Genomic DNA, 24,637 nt, shown 5'->3' on the forward strand with positions numbered 1-24,637 from the left:
AATGCGCGCACCTCGCAACCGGTGATAAAAGCTCCGTACAAAACAGAGGATACGCCATGGATGACGTCGCTTTCGCGGACGAGCTGCCAAAACTTACCGGCAAGATCAGCGCCGACCGCATCCGGTTGATGCGGACGCCGCGTCCGCCGAAGGAACTGATCGACGGGTTCAAGAGGATCGGCGACGCCACCAGCGTTGTTTCGGATATTTTGGATGAGCTCGGCATCACCGGCGCGATTGGCGCATCGCTGCTGAAGCCGACCCTGCCTTCAACGTCGATTGTCGGTCCAGCACTTACGGTACGCAACATCCTGCAGCGCGAGCATGTCTACGAGACGGCGCGAAACCACGTCAACCGGATGGCGGAGTTCGAGGCCCACAATCTGGCACTGCCGGGCGACGTGGTGGTCATCGACGGTGTCGCCGGCGTTTCGAACATGGGCGGAATTTCGGCCCAGACGGGAAAGAGACAGGGGGAGGCCGGCGCAATCGTCTCCGGAGGCATTCGCGACCTCGGACATTCGCGACGGGTCGGCTACCCGCTTTGGGCCACCGAGGTTACGCCCGTCACCGGCAAATGGCGGATCGAGACCGTGGAGATCAATGGCGATATCCAGATCGCCGGCGTTCGGGTTGCTCCCGGCGATATTGTTGTCGCGGACGAAACCGGCGTCTGCTTCATCCCGATCGCCCGGGCCGCCGAGGTTCTCGCAAAGGCGCTGAAAAAGTCAGCTTTTGAATGGGCAAAGTGCGAAGCAATCGACGCCGGTACCGCCGTCGCGGACCTGCCCGGCAATGCATGAAGCGATGGATCATCCAGTGAAAAAGCTCCGCGTCGCCATCATTAACGACTACCAGGACGTGGTGCGGACACTGGACTGCTTTTCCACGCTGGAAGGGCATGAAATTGCCATCTGGACCGATATCGTTGAGGACATCGATGTCTTGGCAAATCGTCTGTTCGATGCGGATGCCCTTGTCCTGATGCGTGAGCGCACCAGGATCGACGAACATCTGCTCAGCCGCCTGCCCAATTTGAAGCTCATCAGCCAGAACGGCCACATCCCCCATATCGATCTGGCGGCGTGCGATAGGCATGGCGTCGTCGTTTCGTCCGCTCTCACGTGGCGCCCGTCCTATTCGACGGTGGAATTCACCTGGGGGCTGATCCTTGCAGCGATGCGAAACATTCCGTTCGAGAGCGCCTCGCTGCGGCAAGGCCATTGGCAGACGACCATCGGGCTCGGCTTGAGAGGCCGTGTCCTGGGCATCTATGGTTTCGGCCGGCTGGGCTCGATGGTGGCGCGCATCGGTAAGGCCTTCGGCATGGATGTGCTGGTGTGGGGCCGCGAGGGCTCGCTGGCGCGCGCCAGGTCCGAGGGGTTTGACACCGCCGCGGACAAGGTCTCACTGTTCAGCCTGTCGGATGTCCTCAGTTTGCATGTGCGGCTGAATGCCGAGACCACCGGTGTGATTGGTCTTGATGACCTGGCCTTGATGAAGCCAACCGCGCTGCTTGTGAACACCAGCCGCGCCGAGTTGATTGAGCCGGGGGCTCTGGTGGCGGCGCTGGTGCGTGGCCGCCCCGGCAAGGCTGCCGTTGACGTGTTCGAACGCGAGCCGCTCACCAATCCGGACGACGCCCTGCTCAGGCTCCCCAACGCACTATGCACGCCACATCTCGGCTACGTCGAACGCGACAATTACGAGTTCGCCTACGGCAACGCGTTCGACCAGATCGTCGCGTTCGCGCAGGGAAGCCCGATCAACGTGCACAACGCCCATAGCCCAAAACAGGATCACTGAAATGAACCTCGAACTCGACGGCAAAGTCGTCCTGATAACTGGCGGCAGCAAGGGAATAGGGCTGGCTTGCGCACGGGCCTTTGGCAGGGAAAGAGCACGCGTTGTGATTGTCTCGCGCAGCCAGCAGAACCTGGACGCCGCGAAGGCAACGCTGGCTGCCGACGGCCTGTCGGTAGCGAGCTTCGCCGCCGACCTGTCGGACGAGCTTGCGGCAAAGGAAATGGTCGCTGCACTTGAGGATCAGGTGGGTCCGATCGCGTCCCTGGTCAATTCAGCCGGCGGCGCCCGGAGAGTTCCGCCGGACGAGCTGACGCCGGACAAGTGGCGTATCGCGATGGACGCGAAATTCTTCACCTACATGAACGTCACGGACTACGTCCTGCCCCTGATGGTGGCACGGCGTGCCGGCACGATCGTCAACATCGTCGGCACCGGCGGCAAGATCGCATCACCCATGCATTTGCCGGGCGGCGCTGCCAACGCGGCGCTGATGCTCGCCTCGGCGGGACTGGCGGCTGCCTGGGGGCACGCAGGGGTCAGGGTCAACGTCATCAATCCCGCCGCCACCATGACCGAGCGTCTGCAAATGTCGCTTGAGGTCGAATCCAAAATGACGGGCAAGGCGCCGGAGGAGTTGCTGCGGCTGAACGAGCAACGCATTCCGCTGCGGCGCTACGCAAAGCCGGAAGGAGTGGCCGACGCCGCGCTTTTTCTCTCCAGCGCAAGATCCTCCTACGTGACAGGAGCGTCGCTGACCATGGACGGAGGTCTCACTCCATTGGTCGTTTGACGCGACCCCACAGCAAGGAAAATTACGGGAGGAAGAAAATGTTCGCTTGGTACAGGGAGTTGACGGAGCGGGAGCAGAACACCTTCTGGGGCTGCTTCGCCGGCTGGGCCGTCGATGCGATGGACGCGCAGCTCTTCAGCTTCGTGCTGCCAATTCTCATTGCGGCCTGGGGAATGACGACGGCGCAGGCCGGCTATCTGGCCACGGCAACGCTGCTCTCAGCGGCGATCGGAGGATGGGCCTGCGGATATCTCGCCGACCGTTTCGGCCGTGCCCGCATCATGCAGTTCACGATCCTGTGGTTCTGCGCCTTCACCTTCCTCGCCGGTTTTGCGCAGGACTTCCAGCAACTGATGGTCCTGCGCATCATGCAAGGGCTGGGCTTTGGCGGTGAGTGGGCCGCCGGCGCGGTTCTCATGGGCGAGATCATTCGCGCCGAACATCGCGGCAAGGCCGTGGGCACCGTCCAGAGCGGATTCGGCGTTGGATGGAGCGCGGCCGCCATCCTGGCAGGCCTGGTTCTGGCGCATCTGCCCCAGGAGTATGGCTGGCGCGTTCTGCTGATGATTGGTGTTCTCCCCGGCCTTCTGGTTCTCTATTTGCGCCGCAAGATCGAGGAGCCGGAGATCTTCGTCAAAACGCGCGCGCATGTCGAGAAGACCGGGACTCGTCCGGGATTGGGCGCGATATTCCAGCCGGAAACCTTGCGGATAACGATCCTGTCCTCATTGCTTGCATTCGGCGTGATTGGCGTTGGCGGTGCGATCGTCAACTGGCTGCCCACCTTTATGAAGACCGTGCGGAACTGTCGCCGGCCACATCGGGATACTACGTGTTCGTGGTGACCGGCGGCTCGTTCTTCGGATTTCTGGCGAGCGCATACCTGGCCGATCATCTGGGGCGGCGTCGCACGTTCCAGCTGTTTTTGCTGTGTTCCTGGCTGATCACCATCGCCTACATGTTTTTGCCGCTCTCCGGCTGGCCGCTGGTCATACTGGGCGCGCCGTTCGGCTTCTTCACGATCGGAAACTATGCGACGCTGGGGCCGTTCTTCACCGAGCTGTTCCCCTCCGCCATTCGCGCGAGCGGCCAGAGTTTCGCCTATAATTTCGGCAAAGCTGCAGGCGCGGCGGCTGTGTCCACTATCGGAATACTGGCGCAATACATCACCTTGGCGGAGGCGATCGGCCTGGTTGCGCTGCTGGGCTACAGCATCGCTTTTGTCGCGACCCTTATGCTGCCCGAGACGCGTGGAATTCAACTCACTCCCGGTTATGAGCCTCATGCGCCGCGTCCCGACGGCGGTGTCTCTTCGCCGTCCGCCGAGGCCGCCATTGTGCGCGCGAGACGATAGCCGGCCGGTTCCGGTTTTGCTCTTGCGCAGCCTGTTTCCAGGTGCTCGGCACCCAGCGCCCCGAATTATCCCACGGATCAGATCTCGCGGAGGATCATCAGACCATGCGCAAGAGCATTTCGGTGAAAGGACTGAGCCACAGGCATCCGGTTCCCAATGCCTGTCGGATCGGCAACATGGTGTTCTCAGGCGCGGTTCACGGGGTGAGCCCGATCACGCACGAACTGCCGTCCGGCATGGCCGATCAGTCCGCCAATGTTTTTGCCAATATGCTTGCCATCATCGAGGCCGCCGGCGGCAGCGTGGAGGACATTATCAAGGTGGAAATCTATCTCCGCGACAGCAGCGACAGGAATGCCGTGAACGAAGAATGGCTGCGGATGTTTCCAGATCCGCAGTCGCGTCCGGCCCGGCACGTTCGGCCATTGCCGCCGGATAGCCCATCTCTGGTGCAATCCGAATTCATTGCCGTCATCGAGGACGTTGCCTGATCTCAGCACCAAAGCTGATCTGCGGCTGGAAGAGCAAGCTATTGATAGGGTAGTTCGTCAGCCGCACCGCGCGTGCGCGCTGCGCACCCCACATTCGATGCTTACGCGAGACCCCAGGGCGGCGACATCCGCCGCCCTGTACAAACAGGTCGGAAGATCTGGTCGCTGTTCAGTCCACCGGCCCGAGCAGGATCGATCCATCCGGAACGCCGGCGTCGATCGGAATGGCTCTGCGGTTCGCCGTAGCCACCATCGGCTCACCAATATTGGCGGTAACGATCACTGGCGTCTTCGAAGGCACGCGGTCGTAGAGATCGATGATGTCCTGGTTGATCAGGCGAACGCAGCCCGATGATACCGACTTGCCGATCGAATTCCATTCCGGCGAACCGTGCAGGCGGTAGAGCGTGTCCTGGTTGCCCTGGAACAGATAGAGCGCGCGTGCGCCAAGCGGATTCTTGAGCCCGCCGGGCATGCCGCCATTATCGGCGCTGTATTCCTTCAGTTCCGGCTGCCGGGCGACCATCTCGTCCGGCGGCGTCCATTTCGGCCATTTCTGCTTCCACTGGACGACGGCGTCTCCCGCCCATTCGAAGCCGGCGCGGCCAAGGCCGACGCCGTAGCGGATCGCCTGGCCGCCGTCACGCACGAGATAGAGGTGGTGGCCGGTCGTATCGACGATGATGGTGCCCGGCTTCTGGCCGGTCGGATCGGGTACGATCTGGCGCAGGAACTGTGGGTCGATCTTCTGGTACGGTATGGCGGGAACCTCGAAGCCTCCATCGCTGATCGGACCGTACATCATCGCATAATCGGACAGGGGCGGCTCGACATAGGCCGGTGGCGGCGGCTCGACCAGCTGCTGCCCGACCGTGCCGCAGGCGGAAACCGCGACCGAGGCGGCGCCGAGCGCAGCGGCATTGAGGAAGCCGCGGCGGCTCAGGCGAAAGGAGGACGAATCGGGTGTGAACATGGTTGCCTTTTCTAGGTCTTAATTTGCAAGAACGCGTGAATGCACCAAGCGGGATCTGGCCGGGGGGAGCATCCTTTTGCTCTCAACAGTCGGCGGCGATAGACGGTTCCGATTCTGGCCTGACGGTGGACAAACAAAGGCAAAGCTGTGACTGCCATGCATCTGTTGCCCAACAGCAACAGGCCGCGCCACGGGCCATGAACCATGGTCGGGCGCGGTTTCATCCACCGGTCAGCAGACCTTCTAGCGACGGCAGGATCAGTGATGGTGGAAAGTCCCGGTATTCGTCGGGCTGGTCGGAGCGGTTGATCCAGACGGTGCGGAAGCCGAATTTGGTGGCGCCGGCGACGTCCCAGCGGTTGGAGGACTGGAACGACACCGCTGCCGGGTAAAGACGCCACCCCGTGCTCACCATGTCGTAGACCGACGGGTCGGTCTTGAAGCACCTGACGGTATCGACGGAAAAGACGTCGTCCAGCACCTGGTCGAGCGCGGCGGATTTGACCGCCGCCTCCAGCATCTCCGGCGAGCCGTTGGAGAGGATGGCGAGCTTTGCGCCCGATGCCTTGAGCGCTTTGAGCACGGCCGGCACCTCCGGGTAGCAGTCGAGGCGCCAATAGGCGTCGAGCAGCTTGGTCCGCAGCGCCTTGTCCGCCGAGGGCACCGTGCGAAATGCGAAATCGAGCGCCTGCTCGGTCAACTGCCAGAAATCGGCATAGGCGCCCATCAGCGTCCTGACCCAGGAATATTCGAGCTGCTTGGCGCGCCAGATTTCGGACAGCAGCTGGCCGTCCGGCCCGATCTGGTCGGCATGGCGGCGTACGGCGGCATGCACGTCGAACAACGTGCCGTAGGCGTCGAAAACATAGGCTGCGTGATGCATGGCGACAGTTTTGAGGCGAGCAGGCGAAAGGCGCAAGCATTGATTGCAAGGCGCTCATGCTGGCCTGAACGATTCTCGACGATGCCGGTTGACGGCAGCCGCCAAAGCATCTTCCTATGCTGCCCCGGAATATCATCCAGGGAAACAAGCGATGACACTGGCAGCTGCGGCGCAATCCGCGACATGGACCTTCGTCGACGGCGACTGGCATGAAGGCAATGTCGCCATTCTGGGACCGCGCAGCCACGCCATGTGGCTTGGCACCAGCGTCTTCGACGGCGCCCGCTGGTTCGAAGGCGTCGCGCCTGACCTCGAACTTCATGCCGCGCGCGTCAACGCTTCGGCGATTGCGCTTGGCTTGAAACCCACCATGACCACCGACAAGATCGTCGGACTGACCTGGGACGGCCTGAAGAAATTCGACGGCAAGACGGCTGTTTATATCCGGCCGATGTATTGGGCCGAGCATGGCGGCTATATGGGCGTGCCGGCCGATCCGGCCTCGACCCGCTTTTGCCTCTGCCTCTACGAATCGCCGATGATTTCGCCGGCGGGCTTTTCGGTCTCCGTGTCGCCATTCCGGCGGCCGACGATCGAGACCATGCCGACCAACGCCAAGGCCGGCTGCCTTTATCCCAACAATGGCCGCGCCATCCTCGAAGCCAAGATGCGCGGCTTCGACAATGCGCTGGTGCTAGACATGCTGGGCAATGTCGCCGAGACCGGAACCTCGAACATTTTCCTGGTCAAGGACGGCCATGTGATGACGCCGGCCGCCAACGGCACCTTCCTGTCCGGCATCACCCGTTCGCGCACCATAAACCTGCTCGGCGACTACGGCTTCAAGACCACTGAAAAGACGCTCTCAGTGCGCGACTTCCTCGAGGCGGACGAGATCTTCTCGACTGGCAACCATTCCAAGGTCGTGCCGATCACCCGCATCGAGGAGCGCAACCTGCAGCCGGGGCCGGTGGCCAAGAAGGCGCGCGAACTCTATTGGGACTGGGCGCATTCGACGTCCGTCGCCTGAGCCGCCAGGCGCGCCTTGCGGCGCTGCGTTTGTTTTGACGCAGGGTCCGTTCGCAAAACCGTGTGACAGTTTTCCGGAACCTCTCTAGAAAGGGAACCGGCGCTTCATTCCGGAGTTGTCCCTAATCATTCCAGACCTATGTTAGTCCGGTATCGACACCGGATTTTTCCATGAGGGAGTACCATCCATGGCTTTCGAATTGCCCGCTCTGCCGTACGACTACGAGGCGCTCCAGCCTTACATGTCGAAGGAGACGCTGGAATACCACCACGACAAGCACCACAAGGCTTATGTCGACAACGGCAACAAGCTGGCCGCCGAGGCCGGAATGGGCGACCTGTCGGTTGAGGACGTGGTGAAGCAGTCCTTCGGCAAGAATGCCGGGCTCTTCAACAACGCCGCGCAGCACTACAACCACATCCATTTCTGGAAGTGGATGAAGAAGGGTGGCGGCGGCAACAAGCTGCCGGGCGCGCTACAGAAGGCCTTCGACAGCGATCTTGGTGGCTACGACAAGTTCAAGGCGGACTTCATCGCCGCCGGCACCACCCAGTTCGGCTCGGGCTGGGCCTGGGTTTCGGTCAAGGACGGCAAGCTGGCGATTTCGAAAACGCCGAATGGCGAGAACCCGCTGGTCCATGGCGCCACGCCGATCCTCGGCGTCGACGTCTGGGAGCATTCCTACTACATCGACTACCGCAATGCCCGGCCGAAATATCTCGAGGCCTTCGTCGACAGTCTCATCAACTGGGACCACGTCCTCGAACTCTACGAAAAGGCCTGATCGCACTTTTGAAAAGCCCCGGCACGACCGGGGCTTTTCTTTTCCCGGCGCCTATACAGCGTCCGACAAAATAGCACCCAGGGAAGCGGAATAATCACGCCATCGGCGCCGTTATCGTTCTGTCTCGAACTATCTTCACCATGGAGCCAATTGAATGAGAAAGCTTGTCATCGCCATCTCTATGCTCGCCTTTGCCGGTTCGGCGGCGTTTGCCGACCCGATACTGGATCGCCAGGCTCTGATGAAGGAACGTGGAAAGATTGCCGGCGGATTGTCGAAAGTGGTCAAAGGTGAGGAGGCTTTCGACGCTGCCGCCGTGCTGACTGCGCTGCAGTCGCTGCAGGCGAATTCCGAGAAACTTGACATTGATGCCCTCTTCCCGGCCGGCAGCGACAAGGGTGACACCACAGCTTCGCCGAAGATCTGGGAAGACACGGCCGGCTTCAAGGCGGCCAACGATAAATTTGTCGCCGACGTCAAGGCAGCGGTCGCGGCCGCCCCCGCCGATGTCGATGCCCTGAAGGCGCAGTTCAACACCATCGGCGGCGATTGCGGCACCTGCCACGAAGGCTACAGGATCAAGAAGGGCTGACGGCGGGCAATGCCCGTACTGAAAAAGCTCATCGGCGCCGCCCTCGTTCTGGGCGGCGTCGGAGCGGTTGCCGCGTGGTTCCTGTCGGCGCCGGTCAGGCTCGATGCCGAAACCCTGGCGCAGCTCGGCTCCGGCGATGCGGCCAGGGGCAAGCACATCTTCTATGCCGGAGGCTGCACCTCCTGCCATGCCAAGCCCGGATCGCAGGGCGAGGCGCGTCTGCAACTGGCCGGTGGTCTCCAGCTCAAGACGCCGTTCGGCATTTTCGTGCCACCGAATATTTCGCAGGATGCCAAAGACGGCATTGGCGCCTGGTCGGAGGAAGACCTGGCCAACGCCATGTTGAAGGGCGTGTCGCCAGGCGGCGAGCACTTCTATCCGGCGTTTCCCTACGCGTCCTACGCCCGCATGAAACCATCGGACATTGCCGACCTTTACGCCTTCCTGAAGACGCTTCCGGCGGTGGCCGGCAAGGCGCCGGGCCATACGCTCGGCTTCCCCTTCAACATCCGCCGCGGCATCGGCCTGTGGAAGCTGCTCTATCTCAGCCCGCAGCCGGTGATCGCATTGCCTGAGAACGCAACGGATCCGGTGATGGCAGGCCGTTATCTGGTCGAGGGGCCAGGCCACTGCGGCGAATGCCACACGCCGCGCGATCTTGCGGGGGGAACGAAGAAGGCCGAGTGGCTGGCGGGCGCGACCGCCGCCGAAGGCAGCGGCATCGTCCCTAACATCACCTCGGGCGAGGGCGGCATCGGTGACTGGTCGGAAGCCGACATCGCCAACTATCTCGAAACCGGCTTCACGCCGGACTTCGATTCAGTGGGCGGTGCGATGGTCGACGTGCAAAGGAACATGGCCCAACTGACGCCCGAAGACCGCGCGGCCATCGCCGCCTATCTCAAGGCGGTCCCGCCGCATCCCAACGGCTATCCCGCGCGCAAAAAACCAGCCAACTGATTAGAGCAATTCCAGGAAAAGTGTGAAACGGTTTTCCGTCCGGAATTGCGTCAAAACAAAGAGATAGGGCGGTTCTGAACCGCTCTACGGGTGGCGGTCGCCGAGGAAATCGAAGCCGGTTTCGAAGAAGTGGTTGTAGTCGCAGGTCAATTCCTCGCCGGGCGCGATGTCGCGCAACGCGTAGGTCTCCTCGGGCGAGGAGACGTCGCAATTCGGTTCTTCGGCATGGTTCATGTAGCGCGCGTCGTCGGCTTCGAAGACGATGTACCCGGGGTTGCGCCGATCAGGATAAGAGTAGCGGTCGAGATACCCCTTTACCGGCCCGGACTCACCCTCGTAGGTGTCGACCTCGATCAGCCGGTCAAACCGGGGGTCGAGCTTCCAGACCAGAGTGCCCCGTGGAATGTGTTTCTTGGCGAAGACGCCGATGCCCTGGATGGGCGATTTGTCGAGATAGACGTCGACGAGCAGCATGGCGGACCCTTGCGTGATTGTGACTGGCAGGTGCGGCTCTGAAAAGCCGGGCATTGGGTAGCGCGCGGCGATGGCAATTGCGAGCGGAAAATCAGCGGCGCTTGCCGCTGATTCAAAGCTTCGAAAAAGGTCATGTGCAAATCAAAAAATCATTACCCAAGGCGATATGCGAGCCGTGCCGGCACATCGCCTGTCATGGCTCTAGTGCTGCTGCAGCGCCAGACGGATGCCGAGGGCGCAATAGATGCCGCCAACAACCTTGCCCTGCCATTTCTGCACAGCAGGATTTCGGCGCAGGAAAGTGCCGAGCCCACTCGCGCCCACCGCGAAAATCACCGTGCTGAAAAGGCCGAGCAAAACAAAGATGACACCCAATGTCGCCAACTGGAGCATCACCGATCCGTTTTCGGGCCGCACGAACTGGGGAAGGAATGCAAGGAAGAAAAGGGCAGTCTTTGGGTTGAGCATCTCGGTCAGCACGGCCTGCCGAAATGCCTTGCCAGCAGAGATCGCAAGCGCGCCGGCTGCCGGATCGGCCGGCGCCCTCTCGATGATGGCGCGAATGCCGAGATAGACGAGATAGGCCGCGCCGATATACTTTATGATGCTGAACAGCATTGTCGAAGTGGCAATGATCGCCGAGATGCCAACCATCGCCATGAAGGTGTGGAACACGTCGCCGGCCGCGATCCCGGCGCCGGTCGCGATGCCCACCTTGGTTCCCGAACTCGTCGCTCGCGCCACCGTCAGCAGGGTGGCCGGGCCCGGAACGAAGACAAAGCCAAGCACAACCGCGACATAGGCAATCAATGTGGCGAGGTCGATCATCGCTGCGCGTCTCCGTTACTTTCGCCGCCAATGAAAGCCACGTTGCGGAACGGAAGGCAATGACTGCTCATCGCATCGCGTTCACCCGGCAAGATCGGCCTTGCCGGTCACCTTGAGCGCGAAGGCATGGATATAGGCAATCTCCTCCAGCCTGGAAAACCGCCCGGAGGCGCCGGCATGGCCTGAGTCCATGTTGATCTTGAACAGCACCGGATTGTCGCCGCCCTTGCGCTCGCGCAGCCGCGCCACCCATTTGGCCGGCTCCCAATAGGTGACGCGCGGGTCGGTAAGCCCCGCCAGCGCCAGGATCGGCGGATAGTCGAGAGCCGCCACATTGTCGTAGGGCGAATAGGCAGAGATGGTCCGGTAGTCCTCCACCGATGCAATCGGATTGCCCCATTCCGGCCATTCCGGCGGCGTCAGCGGCAGCGTCGCGTCGAGCATGGTGGTGAGCACGTCGACGAACGGGACCTCGGCGACGATGCCGCCAAAACACTCCGGCGCCATGTTGGCGATCACCCCCATCAGCATGCCGCCGGCCGAGCCGCCTTGCGCGATGATCCGGTCATGCGCCGTGTAGCGCTCGGCCACGAGATGGCGCGCCGAGGCGATGAAATCCGTGAAAGTGTTCATCTTGTGCTGCCGCTTGCCGTCGTCGTACCAGCCATAGCCCTTGTCCTTGCCGCCGCGGACATGGGCGATCGCATAGACGAGGCCGCGATCGACCAGCGACAGGCAATTGGTGTTGAAGGCGGCCGGCACGGTGATGCCGTAGGAGCCGTAGCCGTAGAGCAGGCAAGGTGCTGTGCCGTCGAGCGGCGTGTCGCGGTGATGGATCAGCGAGATCGGCACCAGTTCGCCGTCGGCGGCAGGCGCCATCAGCCGGCGCGTGACATACTGGTCCGGGTCGTGGCCGGAAGGCACCTCCTGGGTCTTCAGCAGCACCCGCTCGCGTGTGCGCATGTTGTAGTCGAAGACCTGCGCCGACGTCGTCATCGACGAGTAGGTAAAGCGCATGAACTCGGTATCGTATTCATAGGAACCGGACAGACCAAGCGAAAAGGCCTCCTCGTCGAACGAGATGAGATGTTCCTCACCGCTGGCGCGATCGCGCACGACGATGCGCGGTAGGCCCTCCTTGCGCTCGAGACGCACCATATGGTCCTTGAAGCCGATCACCGACAGGATCAGCCGGCCGGCTTCGTGCGGCACCAGTTCCTGCCAGTTGGCGCGTACCGGATCGTTAGCTGGCGCCGTCATGACCTTGAAGTCCTTGGCGCCGTCGGCATTGGTCAGGATGAAGAAGACGTCGCCGCCTTCCTCGAGATCGTATTGCAGGCCGCTCTCGCGCGGCGCGACCAGCTTCGGCTCGGCAAGCGGATCGCCGGCACGCATCAGCCGGTATTCGGATGTCTCGTGATCGTTGATGCCGATCAGGATCCACTCGTTGGACCGCGTGCCGCCGACATCCATGAAGAAGCCGGGATCGGTTTCCTCATAGACCAGCCGGTCGTTTTCGGTTCCGTCGCCAAGCGCATGGAACAACACCTTCGACGGGCGATGGTTGGAATCGAGCCTTGTGTAGAAGAACCCGCTGTCGCCCGCATCCCAGACGCCGCCGCCGCCCGTATCGGGGATCTGGTCCGTCAGTTCCTTGCCGCTGGCGAGATCGCGCACGCGAAGCGTGAAGAATTCAGAGCCCTTGTCGTCGAACGCCCATAGCAGCTTCCCGTGGTCGGCCGAATGGTCAACGCCGCCGAGCCTGAAATAGGCCTTGCCCTCGGCTTCCGCATCGCCGTCGAGCAGGATCCGCTCGTCGCCGCCATCGCGCGGCGTGCGGAAATAGCGCGGCTGCTCACCGCCAAGCTTGAAGGACGAGCCGTAGGCGTAAGCGCCATCCTTCATCGGCACGGTGGAGTCGTCTTCCTTGATGCGTCCCTTCATCTCGGCGAACAGCCGCTTCCGCAGCGGGGCCATATCGGCCGTCAGCGTTGCCTGGTAGGCGTTTTCGGCTTCGAGGTGAGCGCGGATGTCGCCGTCGAGCAGGGAAGGATCCCTGAACATCGCCTGCCAGTTATCGGCGCGCAGCCAAGCGTAGTCGTCGGTACGGGTGAAGCCGTGATGCGTGTCGAAAACAGGCCGTTTCTCCGGCTGCGGCGGGCTGGCGATCGGAAAGGCTGGTGTTCTGGTCATTGCGTCTCGCTGGGCAGTTGTTTGAATGGCAAATGAACACGCCGATCAGCACCGGTTCAAGGGCAGGACGGCAGGATGAGGGCGGCTCTCTGGAAATGCGCCGGAGGAGAGATGATGAAGTTCTATGTTCGCACCGCTGCGGCTCTCGCCGTTGCTTCGACTGTTCTGGCCTTCACCGGCCAGTCTCATGCAACCGTGTTCGCGGCTTGGCAAGTGGCCAACGTGCCGTTCGGCGACACGCTCAACGCGCGCAAATATCCATCAGGTGAATCACAGAAGCAGGCCGCCTATCCCAACGGGACAGTCTTGCAGATGACCGGCAAATGCACCGGCGGCATAAATCTGCTTGATATTGCCGGTCGGCCGCACTGGAAGCAGGAACAGAAGACCCGCTATCGCTGGTGCGAAATCTGGCATGATCCGGCGCAGAACGGCCATTTCGTCACCGGGTGGGTCTATGGGAAATACATCGCGCCCCGTTGAGTGGCCGGGTTGCCTGTCGCTCAGGTTACGCGCACCAGTAACGCGCTGCAACCCGTGATTTCATTAGGATCGGGAAACCTTTCGGCCTGTTTCGGACCAGCAAAGCCGAAGCATTACGCTCCTTTTAGCTGTCGCTGTTGATGTAACGGGGACCTGACGTCGCGTCAGCCGGCGCTGGTCTGGCCAGAAAAATCTCGCTAAGTTACACAGCGCACGAAAGATTGAAGCTGAACGGCGAATATTTGATTATTATCGTTGAATATAACGCAAGATGCGAATTGACTTACTTGGTTCATGGGCTCATTAAGATTCCCCGACGCGAATCGCAGGGTTTCTCACCTGCATGAAAATTCGCGCGATGCCCGGCCAAAAAAGGGCGCAGTTAGAAACAACTCTCGTTGGGGCCTGAATATGATGGATATCGTCGAAACACCTTCCAAAAACAGCGATGCGCTGATTGAGCTGACCGCCGATGTGGTGGCCGCCTATGTCAGCAACAACCCCGTGCCGGTCGGCGAACTGCCGAACCTTATCGCCGATGTCCATGCCGCTCTCGGGCGCGTGGGCGGGACTGCCGAGGCGCCGGTCGCCGACAAGCAGAAGCCTGCGGTGAACCCGAAGCGCTCCGTCCACGACGACTACATCGTCTGTCTCGAGGACGGCAAGAAATTCAAGTCGCTGAAGCGCCACCTGATGACCCACTACAATCTGACGCCCGACGAATACCGCGAGAAGTGGGGCCTGGACGCAAGCTATCCGATGGTTGCTCCCAACTATGCCGCGGCTCGCTCGCAGCTTGCCAAGAAGATGGGTCTCGGCCGTAAGCGCAAGGGCCGCTAATACTGGCTCTTTCCTGATTTCGTTCGACGACAGACGGCGCCTTCGGGCGCCGTTTTGCTTTGAAGGCCGGCGCTGATGTGCAGCTCAATCGCCCGGCTATACGACGGCTAGCCTTGCAAAAATCCGATTTGTCCGGTCAGGCGGTCAGCTTCAGCGCCGCATCGGCGTCGCGCTTGATGCGCTTGACCATCGAGCGGAGGCCGTTGGCGCGCTGCGGCGACAGGTGCTCGTCGAGGCCGAGGCCCTTCAGCGTCGCTTCCGCGTCGGTCTCCCGGATTTCACTCGCCGGCCGTTCCGAAAACAGCGCCAGCATGATGGCGACCAGGCCGCGCACGATATGGGCGTCGGAATCGCCCTTGAAAGAGATGACCGGATCGGCGCCCAGTCCCTGTTCGGTGGTCAGCCAGACCTGGCTGACGCAGCCCGGCACCTTGTTGGCGGGGGTACGCTCGGTATCCGGAAATGGCGGGAGCGCTTCGCCCAGTTCGATCACATAGCGATAACGGTCTTCCCACTCGTCGAGCAGGGAAAAGTCGTCGCGGATCGTCTGGATCGTCGTCATCCTGCCGGATATAGTCATCCAGCGCTGTCGCGTCACGGAAAAAGAAGAAAAACACCGCAGGCGTCGAGAGGTCGGACGCGCCTGCGGTGTCGCCAAGATCTGCGGCAGGAAAAGGTCTCAGTTGGTCGTCGGCAGTTTTACCGGTATCTCGACTGTCGCCGGCAGGACTATAGTCTCGGCCACGCTGCCGGTTGCAACCGTGGTGTCGAGCCCGGCAGCCTGCTTGTCGCTCGTCGGCTGGTCGTCCAGCATGGCGGCCGCGATCTTGGCGGTCTCCTTGGCCCGGGCGGTGATCGTATGCATGGCGGACTTGCCGGTCTCGCAGACATCGGGTTTGCGCTCGCAAATACCGGCGATGTCACCGACCGCTTCGCGCGCCGCAAACAGGGCCTGGATCGGTCCGACGCTCTCGTGGCCGGCCTCGTCGGTGCCGACATTCAGCGGCAGCGCCAGCAGCACCAGCGAAAACCAGAAAGCCGCCCTTATAAGAAAGCCCATCTCAATGCCCTCTCGTCCGTAACGGATCATGCATCCGTCGGCATGACCTCTTTTATGGGCAGGATGGTGGCACACCCGCGCAAAGGACGGCTTGCGCCGAAACCGAGGATTTTCCTCAAATTTTAGGCAAATTCGAAGCGATTGATTTTGCAACCGATTTGACTTGAAAGCTGTCGATTTTGTTCATCAGGCAGTAACCATCCATCCGTTTGATTTTTATGGATATTATCGAATACGGAGCGACAATGGCAGACTGGGCTGAAGGCACGGCGGCGCCCGATCCGTATAACGCTCCATTTACCATGACGGCAGATCGCCGGGTTTTGCGGCGCCGGCGTCGCGATATTTGCCGCGGGCCTGGCGTCGGCCGGGTCCTGCCTTATCCATTCCTTAAACGCTCAATGCGAGTTTCAGATCAATAAAAGCGACCTGCAAAAAGCAGGGCAGTTCACGACCGGGTGCGAGTGCGTTGAGTTCGATTACGGCCAGATACGTTGAATTGCCTGGCGCGGTAGCGGCCGGCTGCGAACGTATGGTTCATCCGACCATCACCGTGCCGGATGAGCGCTTGCGCCAGCGCCGGTTCATCGGTGTCATGCTGGCAGCCCCCTTCCTTGCCGCAGGCGCCGCGGTGACGCTGGTCACCTCCAGCCTAGGCGCGGCCGTCACGGTGGCTGCGATCTTCGCTGCCTTCGGCCTGTGCTGGTTCGCCGCCTTGCTGGTCGCCGCGACGGGCCGGCTGGCCTTGGCCGGCCAGGCGGCGCTCGCGATGGGCGGCCTTGCGCTTGCCGGCGCGATCTTTGCGGCAGGCGGCCTGGCCTCGCCGATTGCCCTGCTCGCCGTAGCATTGCCGTTCGAGGCCTGGTGGATCGGCGGATCGCGGCGCGCTGGCTGGTGGGGTGCGCTATGCACGCTCGCAGCGACCCTGCTGCAGCCTTTTGCCGGCTCCATCCTGCCGCTCGGCCCGTCGGAAATCGCGGCCTGGCACTGGCTGCTGCCGCTGGCCTGGACCCTGACGCTGGTTCCACGGCTGACGGCGCTCCGCAACCCGGCAAACGCTGGGCATGCGACACCTGCCGGCGACCATCTCGAGCATATGATCGATGCGGTCGTCCTGCGCGTTGCCAGGCATGGCGAGGTGCTGGATGCCTCGGCCAAGGCGCGCGCCGTTCTGAAGCTGCCGCCAGAGCTTCTGTTCGGCGCCGGCCTGTTCGAGCGCGTCCATCTTTCCGACCGTGTCGCCTACCTCACGGCGCTGGCCGACATGCGTGACGGGGCCGCGGCGCGCCGGGTCGACCTGCGCGTCCGGCTGCCGCGCGACGGTTCTTCGTCCGACAATTTCAGGCCGTTCCGCCTCGACCTGATGCGGGCCGAGCATCAGCAGGATGCGTTCACGCTGCTGCTGCGCGAAAACGACGACGTCGCCGGGCTGCGCGAAGAGCTTGCCGCGGCAAAGGAGGCGACTGCGGCCGCCGAAGTGGCCAAGGGCCGCTTCCTGGCGGTGGTCAGCCACGAGCTTCGCACGCCTTTGAATGCCATCATCGGCTTTTCCGACATGCTGCTGCATGAGATGTTCGGCACCTTCAAGGATCCGCGCCAGAAGGAATATGTCGGCCTGGTCAGGGACTCCGGCCAGCATCTGCTCGGCGTCGTCACCTCGATCCTCGATGTCTCCAGGATCGAGGCCGGCGCCTACGCGACCGAGCCGGAACCGTTCCGTTTCGTCGAGGCGGTCGACATGTGCCGGTCGATGATGCAGTTGCAGGCCGAGGCCAAGAGCATCCGCCTTATGACGCAGATCGCCCCTGACTCTGGCGAGATCAATGCCGATCGCCGCGCCGTGCAGCAGATCCTGATCAACCTCGTCTCCAACGCCGTCAAGTTCACGCCCGATGGCGGCGATGTCGTGGTCGGCGCCAAGCGGGTCGGCTCGCGGCTGCATTTCTGGGTCAGCGACACCGGCATCGGCATTGCCGAGGAGGATTTTGAAAATCTCGGCAAACCGTTCATGCAGATCCAGAACGACTATACGCGCCGCTTCGAGGGAACCGGGCTCGGCCTGTCGCTGGTCAAGGGCCTGGTGGCGCTGCATGACGGCACGATGTCGATCGAGAGCATGCTGGGCGAGGGCACCACGGTGACGATCAGCCTGCCGGTGAACGGGCCGAAGGGACGTTTGAAGGGCAAGGACGGCGGCGTGCTGGCGATGCCCGCGGTGATGACGAAGGGGGACAGGAATGGCTCGCTCCGCAAAACAGGCTAAGGCAGTCAAGCGCCGCGGCAGCACCTTCGAGGACGGCGCGATGGCCGTCGGCGGCATGATCTCGCGCAACCCTGTCCTGGTCGGCGGCTCGACCGCCTTCCTGGTGACATTGTTCTACGTCTCGGCCAATGCGCTGTGGTACCAGCCGTTTCCGCATGCCGGTGCGTTCTTTGCCACCAGGAGCATCGAGGACTTTCCGCGCACAGGCTCAGACGAGCCGGAAACCACCATCAACATCGTGCGCCCGGCGCCGGTCAAGAGCGACCCGACCGTCGAAGAGGTCCAGGGCATATTGAAGGACCTCGATTTCTACTCCGGCACCGTCGACGGCATTTCCGGTCCCAACACGCGCAAGGCCATCCAGGCCTACCAACAAAAGGTCGGTCTGCCGGCCTCGGGCGAAATCGACGCCGTGCTCCTCGACCAGCTCGGCGCCAGGCAGACGACAGCGGCCATTCCGCACCCGGTGACGAGGCCCGTGGACAGCGCCGCCGCCCCGGCCGTCGCCGATCCCACGCCCGCACCGATCCCGGCCTCTGCGCCGGCCGATGCAGAGGCGCAGGCGCCCGATGCCCGTATCGTCAAGATCCAGGCCGGGCTGAAGGCATTCGGCAATGACGATATGCAACTCGACGGCGTCGTCGGCGCCCGCACCAAGGCGGCGATCAAGGAGTTCCAGTCGCTGTTCGGCCTGCCCGAAACCGGCGAGCCCGACGAGCTCGTCTACGTCAAGATGCGCGAGATCGGCCTGACCAACTGACCCTTGGGCAGTGGCTGTCTGGGCCGTTTCTGTTTCCGGCTCGTTGCTGTAAAGAGCGGCGCATGTCCACCGGAAACCTCCTATGCGTGTAACCACCGATCTGTGGGTGTCGGCCATGTTGCGCCGGGTGTTTGCGGCTGGCGGTTTTGCCGCCGTGGTCAAGCGTGGTGCGACCGAGGCCGGCGCTGTCTTCGTGCTTGCGCGGAGCAGGCTGGGCGAGGTCACCCTGTTCGGGCCGGCGCCGCAAACGAGCTACGATTCGGCCAGGCCCGACGACCGTTTCTTCACCCTGCTCGGTTCGGGCGACGATGCCGCCGTGCTCGACGCCAGGTTGGAGCGCGAGAAAAAATTCGATCCTGATATCTGGGTGGTCGAGATCGAGGCCGGCGCCGTTCCGGTCGAGGAACTTTTGTCCGTCAAGACGCCTTGAGGGCCGCGGCCGGATCGTCGCCGTTCGACGCCTGACGGCTTTCGGCCTTCGCCGCATCCGGTCCTTTGCCGCGGATCGCCCGCGACAATGTCTCGGCCTTCCAGCTGCGCACCCTGTCCAGCGCCGCCTCGCGATGCAGCAGCCGGTAACGGTCGAGGAACAGCCGAATCGCCTGCGGATGCGGAAATTCCCTCGGATAGACGGCGACCGCGATCAGGAAGGCTCGGTCCTCGCTGAGGTCGAGTGCCCTGAGCGCAGTAAGCAGCGCGGCATAGCTCGATTGTTCGATCAATGACCGTGTCGTCTGGAAATCGATGTCGAGCGCATCGGCGAGTGCGGTCTGGAAAAAGGCGGCATTGCCGGTCAGCGCCGTCTCGCGCAGCTTGACGTAGCTCGCCTGGCCGAGGAACGGGTTGACGCTGGCATCCTTGCCGGCCGTATCGGGGCGCATCATCGCGCGCAGCCGGCGCCTGGCGTTCTCGGCGGCATTGCCGAGGGGCTCCCGCGTTTCCGTGCCCGCGGCAGCGACGGCCGCTTCGTTCGACGTTATCGCCTCGGCATTGCCCGGCGCTGCCTCGGCTTTCGCCGGCATTGCCTTCACGATCGTCTGCGGTGGCCGCATCCTGACCAGCGTTGGCTTTTCGAGCGCCTTGATCAGATCCGATATGGTCGGGTTCAAATCCTTGCGCCGCGCAATGGCGCGCGCATGCGGCAGGCCGTGCCGTCCGATCAGCGCGATGAGGTCGATGTCGCTCAGCGCGCGCGAGCGGATGAGCAGGGGAGCGGCGATGTCGACCGGCTCTTCGGCCAGTCGCCGCACCAGGGCGTTGGGCGCATATTCGCATTCGGAAAGTGCCGCGGCGACATAGCGGCGCGATTCGACCGACACCTCGTCGAACAGCGGCAGCGTCAGATCCTCGAGCTGGGCGATCTCGCGGCGCGACGGCCGGGTCAGCGAACAGAACGCCGACACCACGGCGCGGAACAGCCTTTCGGCCTTTCCCGATTCAGCCCGAATAGCGATTTGCCTGAAATCCGAAGATGACACGGAGGATACGCCCGACACTCGACACGACCTGGACCACGCTCGACCGGGACTGTGTCGGTTTCGCGATTACCAAGAACAAAGATCAAGTTAGCGACGATCCGTTAGCGCTCCGTTAACCCTCTGCCCGCCTTAATCATATTTGGAGGCGTTGCGTTGTGCTCCGGGGCAACCGAGAGGAATGCGCGAACCATGGGCATGGTACTGTCTTTCGTGCCGCGAACGGCACCAACCAATCGAGCAAGTCAAAACACCGGCACGCCGGCGGCGGTGATCATTTTCCCCGGCGTCCGCTACGAACCTTCGCCGCTAACCGGCGATGCGAGGCCGAGCGGTCCGGACAAGCCGGGTGCGCCGAGGACTCCTGTTCCGCATCATTAGGGTGCCGCGGTCGAAATCAGTAATCCTGCAGCTCGCAGGAACTCTGCTCCAGAAACCGTGAGACGACAGGCTTCCAGCTGTCGTCGGGCACGAAGGAGCGGATGACGAAGATGCCTTCCTCGATCGGCGCTTCGACGAAGATCGCGCCCTTCAGCTCGTCGGGCAGTTCCCTGCGCACATCGATCATCTGAGCCGGCGTCAGCACCACGGTGTCGAGCACGCCGCCGGTGGCGCTGTGGTCGTTGAAGGAATAGAGGTTGTGGCCGCTGCGGTCATAGACCGAGACCGACCAAAACGGCACGGTTCCCGGCGCCTTGACCCGCACCATTCCCTCGGCAAGATCGAAGCGGCAGGCCGCGGCGTAAAACAGCGGGTCGACGGATTTCACCACCGGCGCGCCGCCGGCCTCGGCGTCGAGCCTGGTCATCTTGTAGAGGTCCGAGGCCATCGCCAGTCGCGACCAGGCGTCGCGTTCGGAAAACTCCGGCACCAGCATCAAGACGACGATATGCACGATGCCGGCGCCGAGCAGGCCGAGCAGGACGCTGTGCAGCAACTTACGCATTGCAGCCGGCCTTCACGATCCTGGGCAGCGTCACATCGGAAAGGCCGGTGCTGCTGGCGATCGGCGTGTCGTAGAAGGTGAGCACGAAATACATCCGTCCGAAGCCCTCGGTCAGAAGCCAGTTGCCGGGGGTCGGGCGGTTGCCGACGGTGATGATCACCGAATTGTTGGGCTGGCGCAGCACCTGATAGGACTGCAGCGCCGCAAGCCTCGGCTTGTCGGTGTCGACCACGCCGAGCGATTGGTCGGCAGCATAGAGGGTCCAGAAGCGGGCGGTAGGAAAGCCGCCTTCGATCGTATAGGCGCATTCGCGCCTGAGCTGGTCGCCGCCGGCATCGCGTTCGGCGATGAAGGAGAGCCCTTCGGCCCGGCCGAGCGCCAGCACGCCCTCGCGTGCCACGCGTGCCTTCGAATAGGGGTCGGCTGCTTGCGTGCCGATCTCGGGGAAGGCGGTCCACTGGCCGATCCTGATCGCGCCGACGCCGTCCTGTGCCTTCAGCGCATACCAGACGCTTCCGCCGCCGCCGCCGATGGCGATGGCAAGCGCGATGAGCGTCAGAAAGGCGTTCTTGAGCATCAGGAGCCGGGAACAACAAAGGATTGCCGCTCGGGGATATCGCGGGGCAGGGGCTCGTGGCAAGGCCGGCATCCGGCTGAATTGGCCGCTCAGAGCGCCAACAGCGTCTCCGGCGCCTTGGGCGGCTCGAGCACGGGTGCTGCCTGGAACATCTTGGTCATCTCCCGCAGCGTCTGCGTGGTGCGGCTGGACAGCACCGGCGGGCGCTCGGCGGCGGCTTCAGCCTCCGCCTGCTCGGCGTTCTTCTTTGCCGCCTCCTCGGCCTTGGCCGCGACTTCGGGATCGATGAAGGGATGGTCGAGGCCGGGGATCGGCTTCAGGTCGATGTTCTGGTGCGCATAGACCATCAGCCGCTGCCACACCATCGCCGGCAGCGTGCCGCCGGTCATGTTCTTGGTCGGGGTGAAGTCGTCATTGCCGAGCCAGACGGCGGCTGTGTAGTTGCCGGTGAAGCCGACAAACCAGGCATCGCGGTAGGATTGCGTCGTGCCGGTCTTGCCGGCGACCACGATGTTGGGAAGCTGGGCGCGCCGTGCCGTGCCGATCACCGGCACTGCCGCCAGCATGGTGTTCATGTATTTCAGCGCCTGCTCCGACAGCACGCGGTGCGGCGGCGGCGCGTCCTTGGCGAAATCGTAGACCACCTCGCCGCCGGTGCGGGTGAGGAGCTGTGTGATTCCGTGCCGCGAACCGACGAAGCCGTTCTGCGCGAACACGCTGTAGCCTGTCGCCTGGTCCATGACGGTCATGCCCGACGTGCCGAGCACCATGGTCTTGTGCCCTTCGAGCGGCGACTCCACGCCCATCGCCTCGGCCATCGCCTTGATCGGGCCGATGCCGAGATAGTCCTTGGCCAGTCGCACCGGCACGGTGTTGATCGATTTGGCGATCGCCGTGATCAGCGTCACGTTGCCGGCCGAGCCGCCATTGTAATTGTGCGGCGACCAGCCGCCCCAACTGATCGCGCCGCCGGAAACAACCGAGTCCGGCGTGAAGCCGTGCTCCATCGCGGTGGCGTAGACATAGGGCTTGAAGGACGAGCCGGTCTGGCGCAGTGCCTTGGTGGCGCGGTTGAACTGGCTGGCGCCATAGTCGCGGCCGCCGACGATCGCCCTGACCGCGCCATTGGTCTCGATGACCACCACAGCCCCTTCAGTAACGTTGTATTCCTTGCCGAACTGGCGCAGGTGGAATTCGACGGATTCTTCAGCCGCCTTCTGGATGTTGGCGTCGAAAGTGGTGTGGGCGACAAGCGAGTGCTGGCCGGACTTGGCGGCGATCTTCTTGACCTCGTCGAAGGCCCAGTCGAGGAAATAGTCCGGGCTCTTCTGTTCGCCGCGATCGACGACGTCGGCTGGATGAAGCCTTGCCTGCAGCACCTGGCCTTCGGTCATGAAGCCGGAATCGACGAGGTTCGACAACACCACATTGGCCCGCGCTCGGGCGGCTGGCAGGTTGATGTGCGGCGCGTATTTGGTCGGAGCCTTGAACAGGCCGGCCAGCATCGCCGCCTCGGCAAGGTTGAGGTCCTTGACGCTCTTGCCGAAATAGAAATCCGCCGCCGCCTCGATGCCGAAGGTGCCGCCGCCCATATAGGCGCGGTCGAGATAGAGCTGCAGGATCTCCTTCTTCGACAAATTGGCCTCCAGCCAGAGCGACAGGAAGGCTTCCTTGATCTTGCGCTGCAAGGTGCGCTCATTGCTGAGAAACAGGTTCTTGGCCAGCTGCTGGGTGATGCTGGAACCGCCCTGGACGACGGAATTGGCCCGCACATTCTCGAAGATCGCGCGCGACAGGCCGAGCACGTCGATGCCGTAATGATCGAAGAAACGCCGGTCCTCGGTCGCCAGCACCGCCTTGATGACATGGTCGGGCATCTCGTCGACCGGCACCGAGTCGCGCTGGATGATGCCGCGCTGGCCGATCTCGTTGCCGTAGCGGTCGAGGAAAGTGACGGCAAAGTCGCCCTGCGTGCGCCAGTCGCCGGTGGTGATCTGGAAGGCCGGCAAGGCCAGCGCCAAGAGCACCACGATGCCGCCGGCGCCCAGCGTAAACCCTTCGCTCAGCACCTCGACGATGCCGCGCCGCCAGCCTTTGACGCGGAAACGCCGGGAAAAGATGGTCGCCGCTTCCCAGAACTGGCGCGCCTTGAAGCCGGTCTCGTAGAGCGAGGAATCGAGCCACGCATCCACCGCAAGCAGCGCCGCTGCGATCGGACCTCTTCTCTTGCGTGGCTTCAAAGGACTGGTCATTCCAGAATTCCGCCCCACGCCGTGACCTGAGAGCCGCATGCGGGCAATTTCAGGACGGCGCCCCGAAGAAGACTATTCGTCCATTTTAGCACTGCTCACAAGGGCAGCGAAGCCACACCGCGCGGTTTGTTGACCGGGGTAGAGAAGGCTTCGAGGCTGATACGTCTCGCCGATGTCAGCGCGCCGCGATGAAGCGCATGAAATGCGCCACGTCGGCCTCGCTCGGCTCCTGGCCAGTGAAGCTGCGCAGATAGGCGGCGAGATGGCTGACCCGGGCCTCGACCGGTTCCTTCAGATCGAGCACGTAGTAACCGATCTGCATGTAGTAGAGCACGCGGGCGCGGATGAAGGCGTCTTCCTCGTCATAGCCGTGCCGGCGGTACATGTCGCGGATGGCGACGAGGCGCTCGTCGTCGGCCTGGTCGATCATGCGCCGCACGTCATCGGAGCGGCGCGCCCATTCGCGGATGGCAAAGTCCAGCCGGGGATCGAACAGGCGCTCGTCGGCCCAGCATTCGAAGACGTTCATGACGCCCATGATGATGCTTTCGGCCGGCCGCTGGGCGCGTTCGACGATCGCCTTGGTGTTGGTGTCGTGCCAGTGCGCGAGCAACTGGTCGAGCAGGTCCTGCCGGCTCTGGAAATACCAGTAGAAGCTCGAGCGCGAGACGCCGAGCTTCTGGCCGAGCGGCAGCACGCGCACGCTTTCGATGCCGTCCGAAATCAGCGTCTGCAGCGCCAGATTGATCCAGTCCCAGCGCGTCACCTTGATGTTGCCGGGCGCCGGCTCGTCCTGGGGTGCAATCATGATCATGACCGCACA

General features: G+C 62.8%; 27 protein-coding genes. 15 read left to right on the top strand and 12 right to left on the bottom strand.

From position 1 onward, the window contains the following. Nucleotides 1–56: 56 nt before the first annotated feature. From ACSQ3Z_RS12995 to ACSQ3Z_RS13020, 6 genes are all read left to right on the top strand, one after another. Nucleotides 57–803, top strand: coding sequence for an RraA family protein (locus ACSQ3Z_RS12995; protein ID WP_436171657.1), 747 nt, complete (start codon nt 57–59; stop codon nt 801–803). Beyond that, nucleotides 796–1,806: a D-2-hydroxyacid dehydrogenase family protein gene (locus tag ACSQ3Z_RS13000; protein ID WP_436171658.1), complete on the top strand. Its 1,011-nt coding sequence runs from the start codon at nt 796–798 to the stop codon at nt 1,804–1,806. The genes ACSQ3Z_RS12995 and ACSQ3Z_RS13000 overlap by 8 nt, the downstream gene beginning before the upstream one ends. A gap of 1 nt (nt 1,807) precedes the next feature. Further along, nucleotides 1,808–2,596 carry an SDR family oxidoreductase gene (locus ACSQ3Z_RS13005; RefSeq protein WP_436171659.1) on the top strand — a complete coding sequence of 263 codons (789 nt, stop codon included), beginning with the start codon at nt 1,808–1,810 and terminating at the stop codon, nt 2,594–2,596. A 38-nt stretch (nt 2,597–2,634) separates the two neighbouring features. Next, entirely contained in the window at nt 2,635–3,441 is an 807-nt protein-coding gene (locus tag ACSQ3Z_RS13010; protein WP_436171660.1) for an MFS transporter, read from the top strand. Further along, complete coding sequence (locus ACSQ3Z_RS13015) at nt 3,429–3,950, top strand: MFS transporter (protein WP_436171661.1); 522 nt, start codon at nt 3,429–3,431, stop codon at nt 3,948–3,950. Before ACSQ3Z_RS13010 ends, ACSQ3Z_RS13015 begins: the two co-directional genes overlap by 13 nt. Before the next feature lie 104 nt (nt 3,951–4,054). Further along, nucleotides 4,055–4,441, top strand: a complete 387-nt coding sequence (locus ACSQ3Z_RS13020) for a RidA family protein (RefSeq protein ID WP_192183426.1) — start codon at nt 4,055–4,057, stop codon at nt 4,439–4,441. A 169-nt stretch (nt 4,442–4,610) separates the two neighbouring features. Here the strand turns inward: ACSQ3Z_RS13020 and ACSQ3Z_RS13025 are convergent, their stop codons facing one another. Together ACSQ3Z_RS13025 and ACSQ3Z_RS13030 are read right to left on the bottom strand one after the other, a co-directional pair. Further along, nucleotides 4,611–5,414: a L,D-transpeptidase gene (locus ACSQ3Z_RS13025; protein WP_436171662.1), complete on the bottom strand. Its 804-nt coding sequence runs from the start codon at nt 5,412–5,414 to the stop codon at nt 4,611–4,613. A gap of 220 nt (nt 5,415–5,634) precedes the next feature. Continuing rightward, entirely contained in the window at nt 5,635–6,297 is a 663-nt protein-coding gene (locus tag ACSQ3Z_RS13030) for a haloacid dehalogenase type II (RefSeq protein WP_436171663.1), read from the bottom strand. 151 nt (nt 6,298–6,448) lie between these two features. Here ACSQ3Z_RS13030 and ACSQ3Z_RS13035 point away from each other — a divergent pair, with 151 nt between their 5' ends. The 4 genes from ACSQ3Z_RS13035 to ACSQ3Z_RS13050 all read left to right on the top strand — a co-directional run bounded on the left by ACSQ3Z_RS13035 (nt 6,449) and on the right by ACSQ3Z_RS13050 (nt 9,663). Continuing rightward, complete coding sequence (locus ACSQ3Z_RS13035; protein WP_436171664.1) at nt 6,449–7,327, top strand: branched-chain amino acid aminotransferase; 879 nt, start codon at nt 6,449–6,451, stop codon at nt 7,325–7,327. Between the two features lie 187 nt (nt 7,328–7,514). Next, on the top strand, nt 7,515–8,111 hold the full coding sequence (locus ACSQ3Z_RS13040) for a superoxide dismutase (protein WP_006199690.1): 597 nt from the start codon (nt 7,515–7,517) through the stop codon (nt 8,109–8,111). A gap of 154 nt (nt 8,112–8,265) precedes the next feature. Next, nucleotides 8,266–8,703, top strand: coding sequence for a c-type cytochrome (locus ACSQ3Z_RS13045; RefSeq protein ID WP_436171665.1), 438 nt, complete (start codon nt 8,266–8,268; stop codon nt 8,701–8,703). Nucleotides 8,704–8,712: 9 nt separating this feature from the next. Beyond that, a complete protein-coding gene (locus tag ACSQ3Z_RS13050) occupies nt 8,713–9,663 on the top strand; it encodes a c-type cytochrome (protein WP_436171666.1) in 951 nt (316 codons plus the stop codon). Between the two features lie 84 nt (nt 9,664–9,747). On the opposite strand, the gene ACSQ3Z_RS13055 is transcribed toward ACSQ3Z_RS13050, so the two are convergent. The 3 genes from ACSQ3Z_RS13055 to ACSQ3Z_RS13065 all read right to left on the bottom strand — a co-directional run bounded on the left by ACSQ3Z_RS13055 (nt 9,748) and on the right by ACSQ3Z_RS13065 (nt 13,158). Beyond that, complete coding sequence (locus ACSQ3Z_RS13055; RefSeq protein ID WP_436171667.1) at nt 9,748–10,137, bottom strand: SET domain-containing protein; 390 nt, start codon at nt 10,135–10,137, stop codon at nt 9,748–9,750. Between the two features lie 201 nt (nt 10,138–10,338). After that, a complete protein-coding gene (locus ACSQ3Z_RS13060; RefSeq protein ID WP_436171668.1) occupies nt 10,339–10,965 on the bottom strand; it encodes a LysE family translocator in 627 nt (208 codons plus the stop codon). Nucleotides 10,966–11,046: 81 nt separating this feature from the next. Then, the gene (locus tag ACSQ3Z_RS13065) at nt 11,047–13,158 is read right to left on the bottom strand and encodes a S9 family peptidase (RefSeq protein WP_436171669.1); all 2,112 of its coding nucleotides are present in this window, start codon (nt 13,156–13,158) and stop codon (nt 11,047–11,049) included. Between the two features lie 111 nt (nt 13,159–13,269). Between ACSQ3Z_RS13065 and ACSQ3Z_RS13070 the strand changes: the two genes are divergently transcribed. After that, nucleotides 13,270–13,641, top strand: a complete 372-nt coding sequence (locus ACSQ3Z_RS13070) for an SH3 domain-containing protein (RefSeq protein ID WP_436171670.1) — start codon at nt 13,270–13,272, stop codon at nt 13,639–13,641. Nucleotides 13,642–14,055: 414 nt separating this feature from the next. Further along, nucleotides 14,056–14,481, top strand: coding sequence for a MucR family transcriptional regulator (locus tag ACSQ3Z_RS13075; protein ID WP_436171910.1), 426 nt, complete (start codon nt 14,056–14,058; stop codon nt 14,479–14,481). A 136-nt stretch (nt 14,482–14,617) separates the two neighbouring features. On the opposite strand, the gene ACSQ3Z_RS13080 is transcribed toward ACSQ3Z_RS13075, so the two are convergent. Together ACSQ3Z_RS13080 and ACSQ3Z_RS13085 are read right to left on the bottom strand one after the other, a co-directional pair. Then, nucleotides 14,618–15,061 (bottom strand): SufE family protein, encoded by a 444-nt coding sequence (locus tag ACSQ3Z_RS13080; RefSeq protein WP_436171671.1) that lies wholly within the window; start codon nt 15,059–15,061, stop codon nt 14,618–14,620. Between the two features lie 99 nt (nt 15,062–15,160). After that, complete coding sequence (locus ACSQ3Z_RS13085) at nt 15,161–15,541, bottom strand: DUF5330 domain-containing protein (protein ID WP_436171672.1); 381 nt, start codon at nt 15,539–15,541, stop codon at nt 15,161–15,163. 532 nt (nt 15,542–16,073) lie between these two features. Here ACSQ3Z_RS13085 and ACSQ3Z_RS13090 point away from each other — a divergent pair. From ACSQ3Z_RS13090 to ACSQ3Z_RS13100, 3 genes are all read left to right on the top strand, one after another. Further along, a complete protein-coding gene (locus tag ACSQ3Z_RS13090) occupies nt 16,074–17,804 on the top strand; it encodes an ATP-binding protein (protein WP_436171673.1) in 1,731 nt (576 codons plus the stop codon). Further along, nucleotides 17,779–18,564 (top strand): peptidoglycan-binding domain-containing protein, encoded by a 786-nt coding sequence (locus ACSQ3Z_RS13095; protein ID WP_436171674.1) that lies wholly within the window; start codon nt 17,779–17,781, stop codon nt 18,562–18,564. The genes ACSQ3Z_RS13090 and ACSQ3Z_RS13095 overlap by 26 nt, the downstream gene beginning before the upstream one ends. An 82-nt stretch (nt 18,565–18,646) precedes the next feature. Continuing rightward, a complete protein-coding gene (locus tag ACSQ3Z_RS13100; RefSeq protein WP_436171675.1) occupies nt 18,647–18,994 on the top strand; it encodes a DUF1491 family protein in 348 nt (115 codons plus the stop codon). Here the strand turns inward: ACSQ3Z_RS13100 and ACSQ3Z_RS13105 are convergent. From ACSQ3Z_RS13105 to ACSQ3Z_RS13125, 5 genes are all read right to left on the bottom strand, one after another. Beyond that, nucleotides 18,981–20,042 (bottom strand): hypothetical protein, encoded by a 1,062-nt coding sequence (locus ACSQ3Z_RS13105; RefSeq protein ID WP_436171676.1) that lies wholly within the window; start codon nt 20,040–20,042, stop codon nt 18,981–18,983. The two genes, ACSQ3Z_RS13100 and ACSQ3Z_RS13105, sit on opposite strands and share 14 nt — an antisense overlap. Nucleotides 20,043–20,436: 394 nt before the next feature. Beyond that, nucleotides 20,437–20,985, bottom strand: coding sequence for a DUF1254 domain-containing protein (locus tag ACSQ3Z_RS13110; protein WP_436171677.1), 549 nt, complete (start codon nt 20,983–20,985; stop codon nt 20,437–20,439). Next, the gene (locus ACSQ3Z_RS13115) at nt 20,978–21,562 is read right to left on the bottom strand and encodes a DUF1214 domain-containing protein (RefSeq protein WP_436171678.1); all 585 of its coding nucleotides are present in this window, start codon (nt 21,560–21,562) and stop codon (nt 20,978–20,980) included. Before ACSQ3Z_RS13115 ends, ACSQ3Z_RS13110 begins: the two co-directional genes overlap by 8 nt. A gap of 89 nt (nt 21,563–21,651) precedes the next feature. Further along, nucleotides 21,652–23,814, bottom strand: a complete 2,163-nt coding sequence (locus ACSQ3Z_RS13120) for a transglycosylase domain-containing protein (protein WP_436171679.1) — start codon at nt 23,812–23,814, stop codon at nt 21,652–21,654. A gap of 175 nt (nt 23,815–23,989) precedes the next feature. Further along, nucleotides 23,990–24,628 (bottom strand): TetR/AcrR family transcriptional regulator, encoded by a 639-nt coding sequence (locus ACSQ3Z_RS13125; protein WP_436171680.1) that lies wholly within the window; start codon nt 24,626–24,628, stop codon nt 23,990–23,992. Nucleotides 24,629–24,637: the final 9 nt, after the last annotated feature.

The sequence above is a fragment of the Mesorhizobium sp. LjNodule214 genome, from assembly GCF_964252735.1.
In the GTDB taxonomy this organism is placed as follows: Bacteria; Pseudomonadota; Alphaproteobacteria; order Rhizobiales; family Rhizobiaceae; genus Mesorhizobium.